At 73.7% G+C, this 16,295-nt stretch carries 16 protein-coding genes; 12 read left to right on the forward strand and 4 right to left on the reverse strand.

The window, feature by feature from the left end; all coding sequences use genetic code 11:
* Positions 1-58: 58 nt before the first annotated feature.
* Together A4V12_RS04550 and arsB are read left to right on the forward strand one after the other, a co-directional pair.
* Positions 59-367: an ArsR/SmtB family transcription factor gene (locus A4V12_RS04550; RefSeq protein WP_064067895.1), complete on the forward strand. Its 309-nt coding sequence runs from the start codon at positions 59-61 to the stop codon at positions 365-367.
* Positions 364-1,446, forward strand: a complete 1,083-nt coding sequence (gene arsB, locus A4V12_RS04555) for an ACR3 family arsenite efflux transporter (RefSeq protein WP_064067896.1) — start codon at positions 364-366, stop codon at positions 1,444-1,446. The genes A4V12_RS04550 and arsB overlap by 4 nt, the downstream gene beginning before the upstream one ends.
* A 105-nt stretch (positions 1,447-1,551) precedes the next feature.
* Here the strand turns inward: arsB and A4V12_RS04560 are convergent, their stop codons facing one another.
* Complete coding sequence (locus A4V12_RS04560) at positions 1,552-1,914, reverse strand: ArsR/SmtB family transcription factor (protein WP_064067897.1); 363 nt, start codon at positions 1,912-1,914, stop codon at positions 1,552-1,554.
* 140 nt (positions 1,915-2,054) lie between these two features.
* On the opposite strand from A4V12_RS04560, the gene A4V12_RS04565 reads away from it, so the two are divergent.
* The 3 genes from A4V12_RS04565 to A4V12_RS04575 all read left to right on the forward strand — a co-directional run bounded on the left by A4V12_RS04565 (position 2,055) and on the right by A4V12_RS04575 (position 5,312).
* Positions 2,055-3,437: an FAD-dependent oxidoreductase gene (locus A4V12_RS04565; protein WP_064067898.1), complete on the forward strand. Its 1,383-nt coding sequence runs from the start codon at positions 2,055-2,057 to the stop codon at positions 3,435-3,437.
* Between the two features lie 6 nt (positions 3,438-3,443).
* A complete protein-coding gene (locus tag A4V12_RS04570; RefSeq protein WP_064067899.1) occupies positions 3,444-4,721 on the forward strand; it encodes an MFS transporter in 1,278 nt (425 codons plus the stop codon).
* A gap of 195 nt (positions 4,722-4,916) precedes the next feature.
* On the forward strand, positions 4,917-5,312 hold the full coding sequence (locus tag A4V12_RS04575; RefSeq protein ID WP_107415320.1) for a hypothetical protein: 396 nt from the start codon (positions 4,917-4,919) through the stop codon (positions 5,310-5,312).
* A gap of 28 nt (positions 5,313-5,340) precedes the next feature.
* Here the strand turns inward: A4V12_RS04575 and A4V12_RS04580 are convergent, their stop codons facing one another.
* Entirely contained in the window at positions 5,341-5,928 is a 588-nt protein-coding gene (locus tag A4V12_RS04580; RefSeq protein ID WP_064067900.1) for a hypothetical protein, read from the reverse strand.
* A 295-nt stretch (positions 5,929-6,223) separates the two neighbouring features.
* On the opposite strand from A4V12_RS04580, the gene A4V12_RS04585 reads away from it, so the two are divergent.
* Both A4V12_RS04585 and A4V12_RS04590 read left to right on the forward strand, forming a co-directional pair.
* A complete protein-coding gene (locus A4V12_RS04585) occupies positions 6,224-7,852 on the forward strand; it encodes a serine/threonine-protein kinase (RefSeq protein WP_064067901.1) in 1,629 nt (542 codons plus the stop codon).
* Positions 7,849-8,433: a hypothetical protein gene (locus tag A4V12_RS04590; RefSeq protein ID WP_079136806.1), complete on the forward strand. Its 585-nt coding sequence runs from the start codon at positions 7,849-7,851 to the stop codon at positions 8,431-8,433. Before A4V12_RS04585 ends, A4V12_RS04590 begins: the two co-directional genes overlap by 4 nt.
* 111 nt (positions 8,434-8,544) lie before the next feature.
* On the opposite strand, the gene ppk2 is transcribed toward A4V12_RS04590, so the two are convergent.
* Positions 8,545-9,600, reverse strand: a complete 1,056-nt coding sequence (ppk2, locus tag A4V12_RS04595) for a polyphosphate kinase 2 (protein ID WP_064067902.1) — start codon at positions 9,598-9,600, stop codon at positions 8,545-8,547.
* A gap of 246 nt (positions 9,601-9,846) precedes the next feature.
* On the opposite strand from ppk2, the gene A4V12_RS04600 reads away from it, so the two are divergent.
* The 5 genes from A4V12_RS04600 to A4V12_RS04620 all read left to right on the forward strand — a co-directional run bounded on the left by A4V12_RS04600 (position 9,847) and on the right by A4V12_RS04620 (position 14,659).
* Positions 9,847-10,641, forward strand: a complete 795-nt coding sequence (locus tag A4V12_RS04600; protein ID WP_064067903.1) for an amino acid ABC transporter ATP-binding protein — start codon at positions 9,847-9,849, stop codon at positions 10,639-10,641.
* A gap of 46 nt (positions 10,642-10,687) precedes the next feature.
* Positions 10,688-11,530 carry a glutamate ABC transporter substrate-binding protein gene (locus A4V12_RS04605; RefSeq protein WP_064067904.1) on the forward strand — a complete coding sequence of 281 codons (843 nt, stop codon included), beginning with the start codon at positions 10,688-10,690 and terminating at the stop codon, positions 11,528-11,530.
* Positions 11,531-11,540: 10 nt separating this feature from the next.
* Complete coding sequence (locus A4V12_RS04610) at positions 11,541-12,206, forward strand: amino acid ABC transporter permease (RefSeq protein WP_064067905.1); 666 nt, start codon at positions 11,541-11,543, stop codon at positions 12,204-12,206.
* The gene (locus tag A4V12_RS04615) at positions 12,203-13,129 is read left to right on the forward strand and encodes an amino acid ABC transporter permease (RefSeq protein ID WP_064067906.1); all 927 of its coding nucleotides are present in this window, start codon (positions 12,203-12,205) and stop codon (positions 13,127-13,129) included. The genes A4V12_RS04610 and A4V12_RS04615 overlap by 4 nt, the downstream gene beginning before the upstream one ends.
* Positions 13,130-13,231: 102 nt before the next feature.
* Positions 13,232-14,659: a DEAD/DEAH box helicase gene (locus A4V12_RS04620; RefSeq protein WP_064067907.1), complete on the forward strand. Its 1,428-nt coding sequence runs from the start codon at positions 13,232-13,234 to the stop codon at positions 14,657-14,659.
* A gap of 324 nt (positions 14,660-14,983) precedes the next feature.
* Here the strand turns inward: A4V12_RS04620 and A4V12_RS04625 are convergent, their stop codons facing one another.
* Positions 14,984-16,258 carry a serine hydrolase domain-containing protein gene (locus A4V12_RS04625; RefSeq protein ID WP_064067908.1) on the reverse strand — a complete coding sequence of 425 codons (1,275 nt, stop codon included), beginning with the start codon at positions 16,256-16,258 and terminating at the stop codon, positions 14,984-14,986.
* Positions 16,259-16,295: the final 37 nt, after the last annotated feature.

Below are 16,295 nucleotides of genomic sequence, written 5' to 3' on the forward strand. Positions count from 1 at the left end.
CTCCGCTGACGTCAGCACCCGGTGGTGTCACCCACCACTGATGTGAAAGTATCAGCCCATGATGACGTCAGTCGACACTGAACTGATTCGGGTCCTGGCCGACCCCCTCAGGCTCCGCATCGTCACCCTGCTCGCCCGCGAGACGCTGTGCACCACCCACCTGGTGGAGGAGACCGGCGCCCGTCAGACGAACCTCTCCAACCATCTGAGAGTGCTGCGCGAGGCCGGGGTGGTGGAGACCGAGCCGTGCGGCCGGTTCACCTACTACAAGCTGCGGCCGGACGTGATCGCCCGGCTCGCGGGGCAGTTCACCGACCTGGCCGAGTCCGCCCGAGCCGCCGCCGACAACAAGAGGGCCTGTCCGTGACCCGTACCGAAGCACCCGCGACCACCGGGGACCCCTCCGTCGTCGCGAAGCTCTCGACGCTCGACCGCTTCCTGGCCGTCTGGATCCTGCTCGCCATGGCCCTCGGGCTCGGCCTCGGGCGGCTGGTCCCGGGCCTGAACGACGCCCTGGCGAAGGTCGAGATCGGCGGCGTCTCGCTGCCGATCGCCGTCGGCCTGCTGGTCATGATGTACCCGGTCCTCGCCAAGGTGCGGTACGACCGGCTCGACGCCGTGACCGGCGACAGGAAGCTGATGGTCTCCTCGCTGGTCATCAACTGGGTCCTCGGTCCCGCCGTGATGTTCGCGCTGGCGTGGATCTTCCTGCCGGACCTGCCCGAGTACCGCACCGGCCTGATCATCGTCGGCCTCGCGCGCTGCATCGCCATGGTCATCATCTGGAACGACCTGGCCTGCGGCGACCGGGAGGCCGCCGCCGTCCTCGTCGCGCTCAACTCGGTGTTCCAGGTCCTCGCCTTCGGCGTGCTCGGCTGGTTCTACCTCGACCTGCTGCCCGGCCTGCTCGGTCTCGACGACGGCGAGGCGCTCGACATCTCCATGTGGAAGATCGCGCTGAACGTCGTCATCTTCCTCGGCGTCCCGCTCCTCGCGGGCTTCCTCACGCGCCGGATCGGCGAGAAGCGGCTGGGGCGCGAGGCCTACGAGTCCGGCTTCCTGCCCCGGGTCGGCCCGTGGGCGCTCTATGGCCTGCTGTTCACGATCGTGATCCTCTTCGCCCTCCAGGGCAGGACGATCACCTCGCAGCCGCTCGACGTGGCCCGGATCGCGGTCCCGCTGCTGGTGTACTTCGCGGTGATGTGGTTCGGCACCTTCCTGCTCGGCAAGGCCATCGGCCTGAACTACGACCGCACCGCCACCCTGGCCTTCACCGCAGCCGGCAACAACTTCGAGCTGGCCATCGCCGTCGCCATCGCCACCTTCGGCGTGACCTCCGGCCAGGCCCTCTCCGGGGTCGTCGGCCCGCTGATCGAGGTGCCCGTGCTGGTGGCCCTCGTGTACGTCTCGCTCGCCTGGCGCCGGAGGTTCACCTCCGCCGCGTGACCGTCCCGCGGGTGCGGACGGTGGCCGGCGGCGGCCGGAAAGGTGCCGCCGCCGGCCCCGTCGCACGCACCGCCGCACGCAGCGCCGCAACCGCCGCCGCGGTGCTCAGGCGGCGGCGTACCGGCCGAGGATGTGTCCCATCGCGGCGAGCACGGACGGCTCCACCCGGTAGTAGACCCATGTGCCGCGACGCTCGGAGGTGAGCAGCCCCGCCTCCTTGAGCTTCTTCAGGTGGTGGCTGACGGTCGGCTGCGAGACGCCGACGTCGGAGATGTCGCACACGCACGCCTCGCCGCCCTCGTGCGACGCGACCGCGGAGAAGAGCCGCAGCCGCACCGGGTCGCCGAGCGCCTTGAACATGGCGGCCGTGCGTACGGCCTCCTCGGCGGTCAGCGGGCGCTCGGTCAGCGGCGGGCAGCACGGCACGACATCCGGGTCCAGCAGGGGCAGCGGGCTCGCATTCGACATACGTCTATGTTGACACACATCGAACCAGAGGCTCCAGAGGTATCCCCTCCATTTCGATGAACGTCTATGTTGACGCTCGTCGAAGCAGGTGCCATGCTGAGGGCACAGCCATCGACGGATGTCGAAACAAGGGAGTCATCATGTCTGCGCCGACCACCGCCGCGCCCACGTCCGCTCTTCCGACCGTGGTGATCGGCGCCGGGCCCGTCGGCCTGGCCGCCGCCGCCCACCTCGTCGAGCGCGGCCTGGAGCCACTGGTCCTGGAGGCCGGCCCGGCCGCCGGCACGGCGGTGCGCGAGTGGGGTCACATCCGGCTGTTCTCCACCTGGGCCGAGCTCGTCGACCCGGCGGCGGAGAAGCTGCTGGCCCCCACCGGCTGGACCGCCCCCGACGGCGCGACCTACCCCACGGGCGCCGACTGGGCCGAGCGGTACCTCCAGCCCCTCGCCGGTGTCCTCGGCGAGCGCGTCCGCCTCGGCGCCCGCGTCACCGGCGTCTCCCGCCTCGGCCGCGACCGCATCGTGGACGCCGACCGCGACACCCAGCCCTTCACCGTGCACGTCACCCACGCCGACGGCACCGAGGAACGGCTCCTGGCACGGGCCGTCATCGACGCCTCCGGCACCTGGTCCGCCCCCAGCCCCATCGGAGGCGACGGCCTCCCCGCCCGGGGCGAGCGCGCGGCCGCCGACCGCGTCTCCTACCGCGTGCCCGACCTCAAGGACCCCGCCGTCCGTTCCCGTCACGCCGGGAAGCGCACCGCCGTGATCGGCTCCGGGGCCTCCGCCTTCACCGCCCTCGCCGCGCTCGCCGACCTGGCCACCTCCGAGGACGGCGCCGGCACGCACACCACCTGGATCCTCCGCCGGGGCATCGGCGGCTCGACCTTCGGCGGCGGCGAGGCCGACCAGCTCCCCGCCCGCGGCGCCCTGGGCCTCGCGGCCAAGGCGGCCGTGGACGACGGACACGCGGGCGCCGTCACCGGCTTCCGTACGACCGCCGTCGAGCGCGCCGGGGAACAGCTGGTCCTGGTGGCGGAGGACGGCCGCCGCCTCGACCCGGTCGACGAGGTCGTCGTCCTGACCGGTCTCCGCCCCGACCTGTCGTTCCTCTCCGAGCTGCGTCTCGGCCTCGACGAGCGGCTCCAGGCCCCGCTGGAGCTGGCCCCGCTCATCGACCCCAACGTCCACTCCTGCGGAACCGTCTATCCGCACGGCGTCAAGGAGCTGACCCACCCCGAGAAGGACGTCTACCTGGTCGGCATGAAGAGCTACGGCCGCGCCCCGACCTTCCTCGCCATGACCGGCTACGAGCAGGTCCGCTCCATCGCCGCCGCCCTCGCCGGCGACCAGGAGGCCGCCGAGCGCGTCGAGCTCACCCTCCCCGAGACGGGCGTGTGCGGCGGGGCCGGCCTCTTCGACGAGCCGGAGGCGGCCACCGCGGAGTCCGGCGGCGGCTGCTGCGCCGCACCGGCCACCCTCACGATCGGCACCGGGGTCCCGGCCGCGTCCGGCGGCTGCTGATCCACCGTGGCCCATCCCGACACGCGCGGGGCCGCGACCGGTACGGGGGACCGGTCGCGGCCCCGCGCCGTCCTGCCGGCCCTGTGCGTCACCCAGATCACCGGCTGGGGCATCGTCTACTGCGCGTTCCCCGTGCTCCTCTCCCGCATCACCGCCGACACGGGCTGGTCGGCCGGCACGGTGACCGCCGCGTTCTCGACGGCCCTGCTGGTCTCCGCGGCGGCCGGGATCCCCGTCGGCCGCGTCCTGGACCGGCGCGGGCCGCGCGCCGTCATGACCGGCGGTTCGGTCCTCGCGGTCCTCGCCCTGCTCACCGTCGCCGCCGCCCCCGGGCCGGTGGTCTTCCTCGCCGGCTGGACGGCGGCCGGTGTCGCCATGGCGGCCACCTTCTACCACCCGGCCTTCGCCGCCGTCACCCGCTGGTGGGGGCCCGACCGCGTCCGCGCCCTCACCGTCGTCACCCTCGCCGGTGGCCTCGCCTCGACCGTCTTCGCCCCGCTGACCGCCGCGCTCGCCGAGCACCTGAGCTGGCGGGCGACCTACGCCGTGCTCGCCGCGGTCCTGGCCGTCGTCACCGTCCCCATCCACGCCCTCGCCCTGCGAGCCCCCTGGCCCCCGGCCCCCACCCCGGCCCCGGACCCGGGCGGCCGGCCCGGCGCCAGGACCCCGCGCACCGCCCGCAGCCGTCCCTTCCTGCTGCTGGCCGCGGCCCTCACCCTGTCCGGCTTCGCCATGTACGCGGTCGTCATCGGGCTCGTACCCCTGCTGACCGAACGCGGCGCCGACACCACCACCGCGGCCTGGGCCCTCGGACTCGGCGGCGCCGGCCAGACCCTCGGCCGCACGCTGTACGCCACACTCGCGCGCCGGACCGGGCCGACCGTCCGGACCGCGCTGCTCATGGCCGCCGGGGGAGTCACCACGGCGGCGCTCGCCCTCGTCCCCGGGCCGGTCGCCGTACTCGTCCTCCTCGCCGTCCTGGCCGGAGTCGTACGCGGCAACCTCACCCTCCTCCAGGCCACGGCCGTCAGCGACCGCTGGGGCACCGCGGACTACGGCCGCCTGTCCGCGCTGCTCACCGCACCCGCCACCGTGGCAGCGGCCCTCGCGCCCTGGGCCGGGGCGGCGCTGGCCGGCGGCCCCCTCGGCGGATACGACGGCCTCTTCGCCGCCCTCGCGGCCTGCTCCGCCGCCGCGGTGCTCCTCGCCCTGGTGTCCGGCCGCCGGCCACCCCCCGGCGGCGCGCCGCCCACCGGCGGTCCCCGCGCCGTCAGCGGCCACTAGTTCGCCCGGTCGTTCAGCCCGACGCTGGCCCGGCCGGGCGCGAACGCCCGTGCGCCGCCACCGCGCGGGTGCCTCCGTGCGCCTCCTGTCCGGCCGTCGCGCCCCGCTCGCGCCGTCGCGGCCCCGGGAACAGGACCAGGACAGTGGGGAACGCCGTGAAACCGACCACCGAGGCATGCCGATGAGGGGGACCAGGTGACGTACGCGCGCCAGGAGACCGACCGCCCGGCGGGGACGAGGGCACGGCGGGCGGTGGCGTTCACGGCCGCGCTCGCCGCGGCCGGCGTGCTGGTGCTGGCGACCGCGCCGCCGGCCGGCGCCGAGGTCAAGTCCACGTGCGGCAGCTACATCTGCGTGGCCACCGCCCACCAGGGGCGCGACTACGTCCAGGACATCACGGTCACGACCCGCGACGGCCTCCCGGGAACCCTGCGCGCCTTCGTGGGCGATCACCGGGCGAGCAAGGCAGGCGTGTCGCGGTGGCGGTTCGTCGTGAACCGGGAGATCAGGGCGTACCCGCGACTCGCGGTCTGCGGAGGGCTCGACCGCGGCGGCAGGGTCATCGAGAACCACTGCGTGATGCTCCCCTGACCGCACGGCCCGGAGCCGGGCGGAGCGGTCAGCGCACGCCGCGCAGCTCCGGAACCCCGGCCACCGCCTCGTACACCGGCTCCCGGTCCTCCCGGGGGACGGGACCCGCGACGGACAGGACGCGGCGGACCCGGCGCAGCAGCGCGTCGCGGCCCGGCGCGCCCGGCCGCAGACGGCCGGGCAGGGACGCGGCCTCACCGCCCAGGACGCCGTGGAAGCAGGCGGACGCGCAGAAGCCGTCCTCGAACCAGTGGGCCAGCGAGTCCAGCACGCCGCGCGGCTCCTCGACGGCCTCCAGCCGGGTCCGGTACGCCGTCCACAGGTGCGCCCGCGTCTCCTCGTACGCGTCGGCCCACGCGGAGAAGGCCGCGGTCACGCCCGGCTCGTCGCACAGGTCCATGAGCCCGAGGACGATCCGTACCACCTCCTCCCCGCCGAGCCGCGGGTCCTGGACCGCCATGTCCGCCCACAGGTGCGCGGCGGTCCCGGCCGTCAGGGCGCCGCCCGGGAACGCAGGATGCCGCCAGACGCCGTCGGCGCCGCACGTGGCGCCCTCGGCGAGCAGCCATCGGCGCGCCCGTTCGGCGTCGGCGGACCGGGTGGAGGGGAGGGTCATGCGCGGTCCTTTCACGAGGCGCGAGGCGCACGAGGCGCACGAGGCGCGAACACGCTAGACGATCGGGACGGCCTCCTCGTCACCGCGTGTGCCGCGGCGCGGGCGGGCCCGTCCGCCCCCGCACCGCGTACGTCCCGGCGCCGGGTAGCCTGTCCGCCGTCGCGCACGCTCCGGGGCGGTCCGCCGTTCGCACACCGGGTGCGAGCCGCCGCCCGGACGGACGGCTCGTACGGGAACCGGCCACGGCCCGTCCGTGTCCCAAGGGGTGAGGACCGCGGCAAGGGGGGACGGAAAGATGAAGGCGTGGGTGGTCCCCGGCTACACGGAGACCAGAGAACTCGGCTCGGGCGCCAGCGGCCGGGTGGTGCTGGCGGTGCACGACGCCACCGGCACTCCGGTCGCGGTGAAGTACCTCAGCGACCGTCTGCGCAGCGATCCGGCGTTCGTCGGGGGGTTCCGGGCCGAGGCCCGACTGCTCGGCGCCCTGCACACGCCGTACGTCGTCCAGCTGTACGAGTACGTGGAGGCGCCCGGCGGCGCGGCCATCGTCATGGAGCTGGTGGACGGGATCGCCCTGCGCGCCGTGCTCAAGCAGTCGGGGGACACCGGCCCCGAGGCCGCCCTGGTCGTGCTCAAGGGCTCACTGCTCGGCCTGGCCGCCGCCCACCGGGCCGGGGTCGTGCACCGCGACTACAAGCCGGAGAACGTCCTCGTCGCGGCCGACGGCTCGTCCAAGCTGGTCGACTTCGGCATCGCCGCCGACCACGGCGCCACCCCGGGCGTCGCCGGCACGCCCGCCTACATGGCCCCCGAGCAGTGGCAGGGGCAACCCGCGTCGCCCGCCGCCGACGTGTACGCGGCGACGGCCACGTTCTTCGAGTGCCTGACCGGACGCAAGCCGTTCACCGGGCAGAACCTCGCGGAACTGGCGCTCCAGCACATCGAGGCCCCCGTCCCCGAGTCCGACGTCCCCGAGCCGGTGCGCCCGCTGATCCGCCGCGGCCTGGCGAAGAGCCCCGAGGAACGCCCGGCGGACGCCGAGGCGTTCGTGGCCGAACTGGAGGAGCTGGCCCGCGCCGCCTACGGGCCGGACTGGGAGGAGCGCGGACAGCGCAAGCTCGCGGCCCTGGCCGCCCTGCTGCCACTGCTGTTCCCGTCCGCGGGCGGCTCGGCGGCCTCCACCACCGCGTTCGCCACCACCTCGCTGTGGGCACCCGGCAGGGCCGGCTGGCTGGGCGCCGGCGCGGCGCTCGCGCTCGGCCTGCTGCTGATCCTCACGCAGGCCGGCGCGCTGGAGCGGACGGGCCGGGCCGTGGCGGGCAGCGTCTCCGCGACGACCAGCGCCGTCCCGCTCACCGGCGGGCCGGCCGGGCAGGCGTCGGCCCCGCCCACCGGATCGCCCTTGCCTTCCGCCTCCACGTCGTCGTCCGCCTCCGGGCCGGCGACGCCCTCGGCGTCGGCGCCGACCGGCACCCCGACGTCCGCCGCGCCCCCGTCCGCGTCCTCCGGCCCCTCGGAGCCCGTCCCGTCGACACCGCCGACCACGCCGCCCACCGACACCGGGCCGACGGCGGCGCCGCCGACCACCGCGCCACCGTCACCGCCGCCGCCCGCGACGAGCGTGAAGGCGGTGAACGTGACCTCGTTCCGGCAGACCGACTTCACCGCGGCCCAGGTGACGCTCTCCGTCGACGCCTCCGGCCCGGCCACCGTCCTGCTGGAGTGGTTCAGCGGCGACGCCCGGGGCACGCTCGGCGCGTCCGAGGGCTCCATGACCTTCTCCGCGGCCTCGGCGGCGACCCCCCGGACCCTGACGTTCTCGGGCCAGGGCTGCTACTGGGGTGTGCGGGCCACGACCACCCCGTCGGCGGACGCCGGCGCCGCGACCCAGCAGATCCTGATCAGGCGGTGCGAGATCCGGTGAACGACGACGAGTACAGCGCCACCGTCCTCGGCAGCGCCTGGATCAGCGGGCCGCCGTCACCGCAGACCTATGTCGCACCCGACCGGGCCGACGGCTCGGTGCTGCGCTTCGGCCCCGGGGTCACCGCGGCCGCCGTGGCACCGTTCCCGGTGGAGGTGCCGCCCGCGACCGCGCGGCCCCGCCGGGCCGGTCTGCGCCGGTACGCCCTCGCGGCCGCCGTCCTGGCCGCCGTCCTCGTCTACCTGCTCTGGCAGCGCCAGGGTCCGGGCGTCGAGGTGCGGGAGGTGGCGGTCAGCACCGATCCGGCCGGACCGGCCTGCGGCGGGGCGGCCGACGTGGTGGCCGTCGTCCGGACGAACGGCCGCCCGGGCACCCTGGTCTACCGGTGGGTGCGCAGCGACGGCACCCGTTCCGACCGGCTGACCGAGCGGATGCCGCAGGGCAGGCGGGAGGCCACGCTCCACCTGCTGTGGACCTTCCAGGGACCGGGGCACTACCCGGCCGAGGCCCGGCTCGAGATCCTGGAACCCGCCCGGCACACCGCGGCCGTGCGCTTCACCTACGACTGCGCCGCGCCGTAGCGGGCGGCGGGGCGACCGGCACCGGAACCGCCCCGCCACCGGAACGCCCGGCCGCGGAACCGCCCGCCCACCGGATCGCCCGGTCGCGGAACCGCCCGCCACCGGATCGCCTCAGCCCGCCCCCGGACCCCCTGCCCCTGGATCTCCGCCGGCCCCGAGGCCGCCGGCACCCGGACCGGTCCCCTGGCCGGGCGGCGGTTCCGGGTGCTGTCCCGGCCGGGCGGGCGGGCCCGCCAGCGGAGTGGGCGAGAGGTCGGCCGGCTCCTCACCGGGCTCCAGCAGGGTGTCGGCGGCGCCCACGATCAGCGGATCGGGCTCGCCGACGGCCGCCTGGTCCTTCCGGTCGTAGTCGATCCGCCAGAGGAGGCTGCGCATCGCCTCCAGCCGGCCGCGCCGCTTGTCGTTGCTCTTGACCACCGTCCACGGCGCGTGCTCCGTGTCGGTCGCGCGGAACATCGTCACCTTGGCGGTGGTGTACGCGTCCCACAGGTCGAGGGACGCCACGTCGGTGGGGGACAGCTTCCACTGGCGTACGGGATCGACCTGACGGATCGCGAAACGGGTGCGCTGCTCGGCGCGCGACACCGAGAACCAGAACTTCACCAGCAGGATCCCGTCCTGCACGAGCATCGTCTCGAAGAGCGGGCACTGGCGCAGGAACTCGTCGTACTGCTCGTCGGTGCAGAAGCCCATGACCTTCTCCACGCCGGCCCGGTTGTACCAGGAGCGGTCGAAGAAGACGATCTCGCCGGCCGCCGGCAGGTGGGCGACGTACCGCTGGAAGTACCACTGACCGGACTCCCGCTCGGTCGGCTTGTCCAGGGCGACGATCCGCGCGCCACGCGGGTTGAGCCGTTCGGTGAACCGCTGGATCGTGCCGCCCTTGCCGGCCGCGTCCCGGCCCTCGCAGATCACCACCAGGCGTGCTCCGGTGTCCTTCACCCAGCGCTGCAGCTTCAGCAGTTCGATCTGCAGGATGCGCTTGGTCCGCTCGTACTCCGCCCGCCGGATCTTGCGGTCGTACGGGTAGTTCTCCTGCCACGTCCGGATCGGCGCGCCGGCCGAGTCCAGCAGCACCGGCTGCTCCGGCCGGCTGTCGTCCACACTCAGGCCCGCCAGGAGATCTTCCGCCTGCGGCTGCTCGGGGTCCTTGTCCACGTCCTCCATGTCCCACCAGTACCCGGACCGGCCAGGATCACCGCGTCCGGCACCACCCGGCACCGTCCGGCCCGTCCCGCACCGTCCGGCACTGCCCGGTCCCCTCCGGCCCCGCCCCCGGCGCCTTCCGCACCCTCACGGACCACCGCACCCGTCGCCGGTCCCTTCCCTTCCCGGCGTGCAGCCGGGCACGGGAGGGCGGAGCATGAACGTGAGTACAGTGACAAGCGGGGAACGGCGACCCAGGAGGGTGCCATGCCCGACCGCGACGATGCCCGGCACACCGGCGCCCGGCACGACGAAGCCCGGCGCCCCGACGCACTCGTCGAACTGCGGAACGTCGACAAGCACTTCGGTGCGCTGCACGTGCTCCGGTCCATCGACCTGACCGTCGGACGCGGCGAGGTCGTCGTCGTGATCGGCCCCTCCGGCGGAGGCAAGTCGACCCTGTGCCGCGCCATCAACCGGCTGGAGACCGTCGACTCCGGCGAGATCCTCATCGACGGCAAGCCCCTGCCCGCCGAGGGCCGGGAACTGGCCGCCCTGCGTGCCGACGTCGGCATGGTGTTCCAGTCGTTCAACCTCTTCGCCCACAAGACCGTGCTGGAGAACGTCACCCTCGGCCAGATCAAGGTGCGCAAGAAGGACAAGAAGGCCGCCGGAGTGCGGGCCCACGAACTGCTCGACCGGGTGGGCGTCGCCTCCCAGGCCGACAAGTACCCGGCCCAGCTCTCGGGCGGCCAGCAGCAGCGCGTCGCGATCGCCCGGGCGCTGGCCATGGAGCCGAAGGTGATGCTCTTCGACGAGCCGACCTCCGCGCTCGACCCCGAGATGATCAACGAGGTGCTCGAGGTCATGCAGCAGCTCGCCCGGGAGGGAATGACCATGGTGGTCGTCACCCACGAGATGGGGTTCGCCCGCTCGGCCGCGCACCGCGTGGTGTTCATGGCCGACGGCAGGATCGTGGAGGAGACCACACCGGACCAGTTCTTCAGCAATCCGCGCAGCGACCGGGCCAAGGACTTCCTGTCCAAGATCCTGCACCACTGAGCCGCCCCCACCCGTGGCGCGTACTCCACCTCCAAAGGTGATCACCATGAACCCGCACCAGCTCAGCAAGGCCACCGTGGCCGTGGCCGCCGCGCTCGCCCTCTCCTTCTCCGTCGCCGCCTGCGGGGACGACGGGGACGGCGGATCGGGCGGGAACGGCGACAAGATCAACGTAGGCATCAAGTTCGACCAGCCCGGTGTCGGGCTGAAGACCCCGGACGGGTCGTACACCGGCTTCGACGTCGACGTGGCGACCTACGTCGCCCAGCAGCTCGGCTACGAACCCGGCGACATCGTCTGGAAGGAGGCGAAGAGCGCCGACCGCGAGACGATGCTCCAGCGGGGCGACGTCGACTTCATCGCGGCCTCGTACTCGATCAACGACGAGCGGGCGAAGAAGGTCGACTTCGCCGGTCCGTACCTGCTGGCCCACCAGGACGTCCTCGTCCGCGCGGACGACAACTCCATCACGAAGCCCTCCGACCTGAACAACAAGAAGCTCTGCTCGGTCACCGGCTCCACGTCCGCGCAGAACGTCAAGACGAAGCTCGCCCCCGACGCCCAGCTCCAGGAGTACGGCGGGTACTCGGAGTGCCTGACCGGTCTGGAGAACGGCGTGATCGACGCCGTGACCACGGACGACTCGATCCTCGCCGGCTACGCCGCGCAGGAGCAGTTCCGCGGCAAGTTCAAGCTCGGCGGCTTCAAGATGAGCAACGAGAACTACGGCATCGGTGTCCAGAAGGGCAGCGAGCTGAAGGAGAGGATCAACGACGCGCTGGAGAAGATGGTCGCGGACGGCGCCTGGGACACGGCCGTGAAGGAGAACTTCGGCCCGGCCGGGTACAAGAACGAGCCCGCGCCGCAGATCGGCAACATCGTCAAGTGAGGGAGCCGACGTGTTCGACTTCCTCGAGGGGTACAACCTGCTCGGAGCCTTCTGGGTGACGGTGCAGCTCACCGTCTACTCCGCGATCGGCTCCCTGATCTGGGGGACGATGCTGGCCGCCATGCGCGTCAGCCCCGTCCCCCTCATGCGGGGCTTCGGCACCGCCTACGTCAACATCGTCCGGAACATCCCGCTCACGGTGATCATCGTCTTCACCTCGCTGGGCCTGTTCCAGACGCTCAGCATCAGCCTCGGCGCCAAGGACTTCACCACCATCAACTTCCGGCTCGCCGTGCTCGGGCTGATCACCTACACCTCGGCGTTCGTCTGCGAGGCGCTGCGGTCCGGCATCAACACCGTCTCGGCCGGCCAGGTCGAGGCGGCCCGTGCCATCGGGCTGAGCTTCCCGCAGGTGCTGCGGCTGATCGTGCTGCCCCAGGCCTTCCGGTCGGTCGTGGCACCGCTGGCCAACGTCCTCATCGCCCTCACCAAGAACACCACCGTCGCCGCCACCATCGGCGTCGCCGAGGCCGCCCTGCTGATGCGGGAGATGATCGAGAACGAGGCGCAGCTGATCCTCATCTCCATGACCTTCGCCTTCGGCTTCATCTGCCTCACCCTCCCGACCGGCCTCTTCCTCGGGTGGGTCAGCAAGAAGGTGGCGGTGAAGCGATGAGGGGCAGACCGTCCGCACTGTACGACGCCCCCGGCCCGCGGGCGCGGCGCCGCAACGTCCTCTACACCATGGCGTTCCTGCTGGCTCTCGCCGCGGTGATCTGGTGGGTGGGGCTGAGCCTCGCCGACAAGAACCAGCTGGAGTGGGCCAAGTGGGAGCCGTTCTTCACGGACGCCCGGACGTGGACGACGTACATCCTCCCCGGCCTCAAGAACACGGTGATCGCCGCGGCACTCGCGATGGCCATCGCCCTCCCGCTCGGCGCGCTTCTCGGCATCGGCCGCCTCTCCGAACACGCGTGGGTGCGCGGCGCGGCCGGCACGGTGGTGGAGTTCTTCCGCGCCATCCCGGTCCTGATCCTCATGCTGTTCGCCAACGCCGCCTACGCCGAGTTCACCGACATCAGCCCGGAGACCCGCCCCCTGTACGCCGTCGTCACCGGGCTCTTCCTCTACAACGCCTCGGTCCTCGCCGAGGTCGTCCGGGCGGGCATCCTGTCCCTGCCCAGCGGGCAGACCGACGCGGCCAAGGCGATCGGCATGCGCAAGGGCCAGACCATGACCCACGTGCTGCTTCCGCAGTCGGTCACCGCCATGCTCCCGGCGCTGGTCAGCCAGCTCGTCGTCATCGTCAAGGACACCGCGCTCGGCGGCGCGCTGCTCAACTTCTCGGAGCTGCTCGCCTCCGTCCGGCCGATGAGCGCCAACTACGGCGCGAACACCATCGCCAGCTTCACCGTCGTGGCGGTCGTCTTCGTCGCCCTCAACTTCGCCCTCACCAGTTTCGCCTCGTGGCTCGAGCGCCGGCTCAGGCGCGCCAAGAAGTCGACCGGCGCGGTGGTCCGCGTCGACGCCGTCGAGGAGCTCGCGACACCGGGCGAGCACGCCGGCCCGGAGGAGCTGCGGGCCGACGACAGGAAATGACGGGCACGGGTAGGATGGCCCTCACGCTTCGACGCGGCCGGGGCCCGTACCAGCAGGTACGGGCCCCGGCCCGTTCCGGCGCCGCATCGAGGAAGGGTCCCCATGAACGCCAAGCCAGCAGCCGCCGGGCGCCCCGGCGCCGACCGGACCGGCCGAGCGGCGGCGCCCGGGGGCGAGCTCTCGGTGCCCGCGACGGTGGTCCCGGGCCTGCCGCCCGCCGCGACCTTCGCCGAGCTGGACCTGCCCGCCGCCCTGCTCACCACCATGACCGGCCTGTCGGTGCGCGAACCCTTCCCCATCCAGGCGGCCACCCTGCCGAACGCCCTCGCGGGCCGTGACGTCCTGGGGCGCGCGCGGACCGGCTCCGGCAAGACGCTGGCGTTCGGGCTGGCGCTGCTCGCCCGCACGGCGGGCCGGCGCGCCGAGTCCAAGCGGCCCCCGGCCCTGGTCCTCGTCCCGACCCGGGAGCTCGCCCAGCAGGTGACCGACGCGCTGGAGCCCTACGCGCGGGTGCTGGGGCTGCGGCTGGCGACCGTCGTCGGCGGGCTGTCGATCGGGAAGCAGGCGGCGGCCCTCAAGGCCGGCGCCGAAGTCGTCGTGGCCACCCCGGGCCGGCTCGCCGACCTGGTCTCCCGGCGCGACTGCCTCCTGAACCACGTGCGGATCACGGTGCTCGACGAGGCGGACCGGATGTGCGACCTGGGGTTCCTGCCGCAGGTCATGGAGATCCTGGACCAGACGCCCGCCGACGGGCAGCGCATGCTGTTCTCGGCCACGCTCGACCGCAACGTCGACCAGCTGGTCCGGCACCACCTGCACGACCCGGTGTTCGCCTCGGTCGACCGGCTGGAGGGCTCGGTCACGACGATGGAGCACCACGTGCTGCACGTCCACCCGGCCGACAAGTACGCCACCGCGACGGAGATCGCCGCCCGGGACGGACGGGTGCTGATGTTCCTCGACACCAAGCTGGGCGTGGACCGCTTCGCCCGTCACCTGCGGGACAGCGGCGTACGGGCCGCGGCGCTGCACAGCGGGAAGTCCCAGCCTCAGCGCACGCACACCCTGGCGCAGTTCCGGGAGGGGGCCGTCACGGTCCTGGTGGCCACCGACGTCGCGGCCCGCGGCATCCACGTCGACGACCTCGACCTGGTCGTCAACGTCGACCCGCCCGCCGACCCCAAGGACTACCTCCACCGCGGCGGCCGCACGGCCCGCGCGGGGGAGTCGGGCCGCGTGGTCACCCTCGTCACCCCCGGCCAGCGGCGTGACGTGAACCGGATGATGGCGGACGCCGGCGTCCGGGCGACCGTCACCCAGGTGCGGTCCGGCGAAGAGGCACTCACCCGCATCACCGGTGCCAGGCGCCCTCCGGCCGGTGACGGCGGCGGCCGGACCAAGAGCGCCGGGGCGCCCTTCCAGGGCATGGGCACCCGGACGGGCCGCCCTCCGAAGGAGTCCCGCCGCGCCGCAGAGGCCCGCAAGCTCGCGGAGGCCCGCCGGGCCGCCCAGGCGCGCAAGGCCCGCTGACCGGCCCGGCCGCCCAGGCGCGCGAAGGCCCGCCGACCGGCCCGGCGCCCGGACCGCCACCCCCGCCGGCGCACGGCCGGCCGGCCCGCCGGGCGGGGCCGGTGACGGGCCGAGCGTCAGCGGGGGTGGGCCGGAGCACCGGCGGAGGGCCCGAGGCACCGGCTGGGGATGGGCCGGGGCGTCAACGGGCGGCCGATGCGGGTCCCACCGGCCCCTCCGTCAGCCCGGTGGTCGCCCCCCGGCGCGCCGGCGGCCGGCCCCGCGCGGACCCGCGGGACCGGGCGACCGTCACGGCCGGCGGTCCCGCGTGCCCGGCAGCCGGTCTCAGCGACGCTCGGGCAGGTCGGCCTCGGCCGGCAGCACCGGGACGCTCCGCGCGGAACGCGCCCCCGCCGCGGCCGGCTTCTTCCCGCAGAACGCCGCCTCCAGCGTCCCGCCGAGCGCCGTGTTGGCCGCCCCGCGGTTCGAGGTGTTCGCCATCGCCGAGAGGCTGCGGCGGCCGTCGCGGGTCGCGAAGGCGTAGGTGTAGAACCCCTGCACGGTGCCGGTGTGCCCGAACACCTGGGCGCCGCAGGTCAGGTTGTAACGGCGCAGGCCCAGCCCGTAGAAGCGGGTGTTCGTGGCGTCGGTCGGCGTGACCGTGGTCATCGCGTCCAGCATCGCCGGCGACAGCAGTCTGCCGCGCATCAGCGCGGTCATGAAGGTGTTCAGGTCCGCCGGGTCGGAGATCACCGCACCGGCCGACTGCGCCCACGAGACCGTCTGCTCCGTGGAGTCGACCAGCGGCGCGCCGGCCTCGTCCGGGTGCAGGTAGCCCCGGGCGTGCAGGCCCTTGATCCGGGTGTCGGGGTGCACGTACGAGGTGTTGCGCAGCTTCAGCGGCTTGATGATGCGGCGCTCGTACTCCTGGCCGACCTTCTTGCCGGTGGTCTTCTCGATGAGCATCCCCACCACCACGAAGTTGGCGTTGGAGTACTTGTACGCCACGCCGGGCTCCGTGGTGCGCGGTTCGCTCAGGGAGAGGTCCAGCAGCTCCTGGTAGCTGAAGACCCGGTTGCGCACGGCCTCGAAGCCGGGCACCGTCTGGGCGAACATCTTGTCGGTGTGGTCCGCCAGCCCACTGCGGTGGGTCAGCAGGTGCCGCACCGTGATCCGGTCGTCCGGCAGCAGCCCGGGCAGGTACCGGTTCACCGGAGCGTCGAGCTCCACCCGGCCCTCGTCGACCAGCTGGAGCAGCACCACGGACGAGAAGGTCTTGCTGACGCTGCCGATGCGGAACCGCGCCCGGGTGTCCATGGCCGCGCCCGACACACGGTCCCTGACGCCCGCCGTCCGCACCTGGACCCCGTCGGGGCCGGTGAACCGGGCCATCGCCCCCGGCGCGCCGTTGGTCATCGCGGCGCTCAGAGCCCCGGCCACGCCCTCCATGTCGGGGGCGGGAACGGGAGTGGGCGTGGCCGCGCGGGTGACGGCGGGCGCCGAAGGGACGGTGGGCGCGGAAGGCGCGGCATGGGCGGAGGTGGCGGGGGCGACGCCGGCCACGACGGCGGCGATCAGGGTGGCGCCGGCCGCCAGGCGGCGGTGCGGTGACACGGTCACGTAAGGTCCTCGACTCGCTCGGTACGGCACGCGGGAT

Origin of the sequence: Streptomyces noursei (genome assembly GCF_001646665.1) — a bacterium.
GTDB lineage: Bacteria > Actinomycetota > Actinomycetes > Streptomycetales > Streptomycetaceae > Streptomyces > Streptomyces lavendulocolor.